The sequence below is a fragment of the Methanocalculus sp. genome, from assembly GCF_029762515.1.
GTDB lineage: Archaea > Halobacteriota > Methanomicrobia > Methanomicrobiales > Methanocorpusculaceae > Methanocalculus.
In genome coordinates this window covers 1-4,318 of the sequence record NZ_JARVGN010000189.1, presented here as the reverse complement: position 1 = coordinate 4,318, position 4,318 = coordinate 1, and the positions used below count along the sequence as shown (strand labels likewise).

Genomic DNA, 4,318 nt, shown 5'->3' with positions numbered 1-4,318 from the left:
CATGTAGAATGGGTAAAGAAGGTTGCGAAGATCTCGGGCAGGCCGATCCTGGTTGAGATCCTCTCTGACCGTGTTCATTACTGGGTGGCAAAGATTGATCTTGCCGCAATCGACAGCCAGGATCGTCCTATTGAGAATCCGACAGTCCAGATTGATGTCGAGAGTGCAGATCGGTTCGGTATCTCCTATATTGATCGGGATGGAAATGTTATCCATCCCCCGATCCTGCATTGTTCGCCAACCGGATCGATAGAACGGGTGATCTGTGCAATGCTGGAGGGAACGGCAAAGATGAAGGTGCCCTCATTCCCGGTCTGGCTTGCTCCGACCCAGGTTCGTGTCCTCCCCGTCTCAAGCAGAAATATTGATTTTGCCGCGAAGGTTGTATCTGCATTAAATGGAGCGGATATCCGGACTGATCTCGATGATCGGGAAGAGTCTGTCGGCAAGAAGATCCGTGAGGCTGGTATGGACTGGGTGCCTTTTGTGGTCGTCGTCGGGGATCAGGAGGAAGAATCAGGTGTACTGACCGTAACAATACGTTCCAAATCCGATCCCAAAAAGCCATATAAGGAGCAGCTCGCTGTCGATGACCTGATTGTAGCAGTCCGTTCCGAGACAAAAGGAATGCCCTTCAGGCCGCTCTATACCCAGAAACTCCTCTCGATGAAGCCCCGGTATATCTAATTCTCACACTCTCTTTTTATGACTGCAACCGTTTCATCTGTTCTCTGTTCCACCTATGATGAAGCAGAGGTGGATGCGGCGGTGGTGCAGGCGATCGATCATCTCGGCGGTATCGGCTCGTTTGTCTCTCCGGGGATGACTGTTCTCCTCAAACCCAACCTCCTCACAGGGGCAGATCCGGAAAAAGCAGTCACCACACATCCATCTGTTCTCAGATCTGTTGCCCGTATTCTGACCGCTCACGGGTGCCAGGTTATCATCGGCGACAGTCCGGGTGCCGGCACCCGGTATACTCCTTCATCCCTGAAGAGGGCATATGAGCGATCAGGCTATGCTCCTCTGGTAACGATGGCGGGTGTCCGTTTGAATGAGGATGTATCGCATACAACTGTCTCTTCTCCTGAGGGCAGGGTGGTGAAACGGTTTCTAATTATCACCCCGGCAGTTGAGGCTGACGCGATCATCTCCCTCTCAAAACCAAAAACCCATCTTCTGACGACCTATACCGGGGCGGTGAAGAACCTCTTCGGGGTCGTCCCGGGACATGAAAAATCAGCTTTTCACTCACGGTTCCCTGAAGCAGATGCCTTTTCGGAGATGCTCATCGATCTGCATGGTGCAGTCGTTCCGGTTCTTCACCTGATGGATGCTGTTGTCGGGATGGAGGGAAACGGACCTCTCTCGGGAACACCGGTACCCGTCGGCCTGATTTTAGCATCACGGAACCCCCATGCACTTGATTCTGTTGCCTGCCGGATTATAGGGATTCCGATAGATGTTGTTCCTACACTTCGGGCGGCAGAGGAGCGTGGCCTGATTGATGGAGAGCCGGTTATTGTTGGTGCTGATCCGGCGTCTCTCATGATCCCCGCGTTCCGCCTGCCGGATACCGCCCGCCCCGCAGGGCTTCTTATGAAGATTTCCCGGAAAATGCTTGCCCGTTTCCAGAGAGAAGGCCGTTTTCTTCTCCCCTATCCAGTGGTTGTGCCCTCTGCCTGTATAGGATGCGGTGCATGCGTCAGGATCTGCCCCGCAGATGCCGCCTCTCTTCGTGAAAGGCGGGCAGAGATCAATCTCTCTCTCTGCATCCGGTGTTATTGCTGTCATGAGTCCTGTGAGGAGGCAGCGATTCTGATCAGGCAGGGACTGCTCTCACGTCTCATCCTCGGCAATCGGCAGTAATTATTACCTCCCGAACCAAACGCTACTGAATGGTTCAGCTGACGGTTGATATCGGCGGCCGCCCGGGACTTGATTGCCGTGGGTTCTGTTCGTACTGCTACTTCAGGCATACGGGTAAACGCGAGATCCCGCCATTTGGCTGCCGATACTGTCTTCCCTTTATCAAGGGATGTGATTATTGCAGCCGCGGCGTAAAAGAGGAGTACTCCGGTTTCAAGCCGCTTCGTGAGGTGGCAGATTCCGTCCTTGCAGATATTCAGTCTGTCAGGGGAGAGATCACACGGATTACCATCAGCGGAGGCGGCGATCCAAGCTGTTATCCTGAATTTATCGATCTCATCGAACTTCTTGCCAGTCTGGAAGCCCCCCTTCATATCGGCTATACGAGCGGGAAGGGTTTCGATGATCCGGGGATTGCAGATCTTCTGATAGATTCCGGCCTCTCCGAGATCTCATTCACGGTCTTTGCCTCAGATCCTGATCTGAGGAGGGAGTATATGCACGATCCGACACCCGAGGCATCGCTTGCGATCCTTGAGCGGCTTGCAGAACAAATTGACGTCTATGCGGCTTCAGTTATTCTTCCCGGTGTCAATGACGGGGCGGTTCTGGAAGAGACATGCCACTGGCTTCAGGAGAGAGGGGTAAAAGGGCATATCCTGATGCGGTTTGCCAATGCAACAGAGCAGGGTCTTATTCTTGGGAATGCTCCCATTATACCGGATCATCCTGTCCAGACGGTGGACGAGTTTGCAGAGATGATCAGATCTGTCGCATCGACGTGTTCGATGAAGATATCCGGTACCCCGGTCTTTGATCCTGAGTTTGGATCTCCGTTTGCGATCCGAAATGAATCTGATCTGCTTGCAAAACTCCCACGAATCCATGGATCCGCAAGCGTAATCACCGGGAGCGTTGCGGCTCCGTTTATCCGTGACATTCTTCAGAGCTGTGGCGGCGGCGATGTCGTCGCCGTTGACAAGGAGATTGCCTGCCTGATCACTGCCGATGATCTCCGGAAGGTCGATCTTAGCATCCTTGCCGATACCGTGATCATACCCGGACGCTCATTTGTCCACCTTCCCGAGGCTGAATCGATACTTTCGGCAGATGGAACCGCACGCAGGGTTCTCAGGGGGCCTGAATGCCTGACCGCAGATGCCGAGACGAGCATGGGGATGACCCGTGCCGGTGTGCTTGATATGGAAATCTCCGGTTTTTCCGATCTGATCAGGCTGATCAATCTCTATGGTGATAGATGAGATCCCTTGAAGAATCACTCGGCTGCAATTTTCATAATCCCACCCTTCTCACCCGTGCCCTGACCAGATCGGCATATGCCCGTGAGGCTGGAATCGATGCAGATGCCCATATGGATGCGCTCGCAGTCCTTGGGGATGCGGTGATTGAACTGGCCGTTCTTGAAGCAATTATTTTTCAGGGTGACTCTGATAAAGGCACAATAACGAATAAAAAGATAAACGCCGTGAATATGCTCAGGCTCAGAAATGCCGCTGAATCTCTTGATCTCTCCGATTATGTCCTTTGGGGGAAGGGGGAGAGGCAGATGGAGATCTGGACATCGGGCCGGGTGCTTGCAGAATGTTATGAGGCGTTGATCGGCGCCCTGTATCTTGATAATGGGATGGATGCTGTGAAATCAGTACTTCACGCCTCCCTTATCATATCTGATAAGAAAGATTGAAGTAACCTTGCCTGCGATTAAACTGTACTAAAGATTTGAATGCTTTTTAAGATAGCAGGGATGTCGATATGATCGGGCAGATGGTTACGGTCGGAAGAGAGATCGCCGGAATCACGTGCCGGGGGGGTAGAACGGTAAATGAGGACTCATACACTATCCTCCCGCTTCCATCCGGGTACCTGATTGCGGTGGCCGATGGCATCGGCGGTCAGCGGGCCGGGGATAAGGCCTCGTCACTTGCCATATCGACCCTGAAGGATTTCATATCTGACAAATACACGGCAGGACTTCGAAATGACGAATGCCATCAGATCCTCCGTGATGGTTTTGCAGCTGCCGATTGCGCAGTAAAAGAGGCTGCGGTTGGTGATGCGAAAGGGATGGGCACCACTCTTGTTGCAGCCATAATCAGGCGGGGGGTTGCCATCATTGCCAATACAGGTGACTCACGTGCATACCATCTCTCCGGTCAGGTTGTCTCGGTTACACGGGATCATTCACTTGTCTCGGATATGGTCGAACGGGGCCTTCTTGATCCCTGTGAGATCCTGCATCATCCGCTTCGATCATATATCACACGGAGTATCGGAGGTGATTTTATCGTTACCCTGACAATGGATCTCCTGCATCCGGGTGATGTACTCCTGCTGGCAACTGATGGCTTTTATGAATATCTTGATGAGGATGCTCTCGTCTGTGAATCGCTCCGTCTTGATCCTGCCGATATTCTCCACCGATTAATGC

Annotated in this window: 5 protein-coding genes; all 5 read left to right on the top strand. The window is 52.6% G+C overall.

All coding sequences use genetic code 11. The features are described 5' to 3' along the window. The coding region (locus tag QCH34_RS07665; protein ID WP_300332470.1) for a His/Gly/Thr/Pro-type tRNA ligase C-terminal domain-containing protein at positions 1-687 on the top strand (687 nt) is incomplete at its 5' end. Positions 688-705: 18 nt separating this feature from the next. Next, positions 706-1,869: a DUF362 domain-containing protein gene (locus QCH34_RS07660; protein ID WP_300332468.1), complete on the top strand. Its 1,164-nt coding sequence runs from the start codon at positions 706-708 to the stop codon at positions 1,867-1,869. 29 nt (positions 1,870-1,898) lie between these two features. Beyond that, positions 1,899-3,131 carry a methyl coenzyme M reductase-arginine methyltransferase Mmp10 gene (gene mmp10 / locus QCH34_RS07655; protein WP_300332466.1) on the top strand — a complete coding sequence of 411 codons (1,233 nt, stop codon included), beginning with the start codon at positions 1,899-1,901 and terminating at the stop codon, positions 3,129-3,131. Continuing rightward, positions 3,128-3,574, top strand: a complete 447-nt coding sequence (locus QCH34_RS07650; RefSeq protein WP_300332463.1) for a ribonuclease III domain-containing protein — start codon at positions 3,128-3,130, stop codon at positions 3,572-3,574. The genes mmp10 and QCH34_RS07650 overlap by 4 nt, the downstream gene beginning before the upstream one ends. Before the next feature lie 68 nt (positions 3,575-3,642). Next, positions 3,643-4,318 (top strand): protein phosphatase 2C domain-containing protein (locus QCH34_RS07645; RefSeq protein WP_300332461.1); only part of this gene is annotated, 676 nt, incomplete at its 3' end.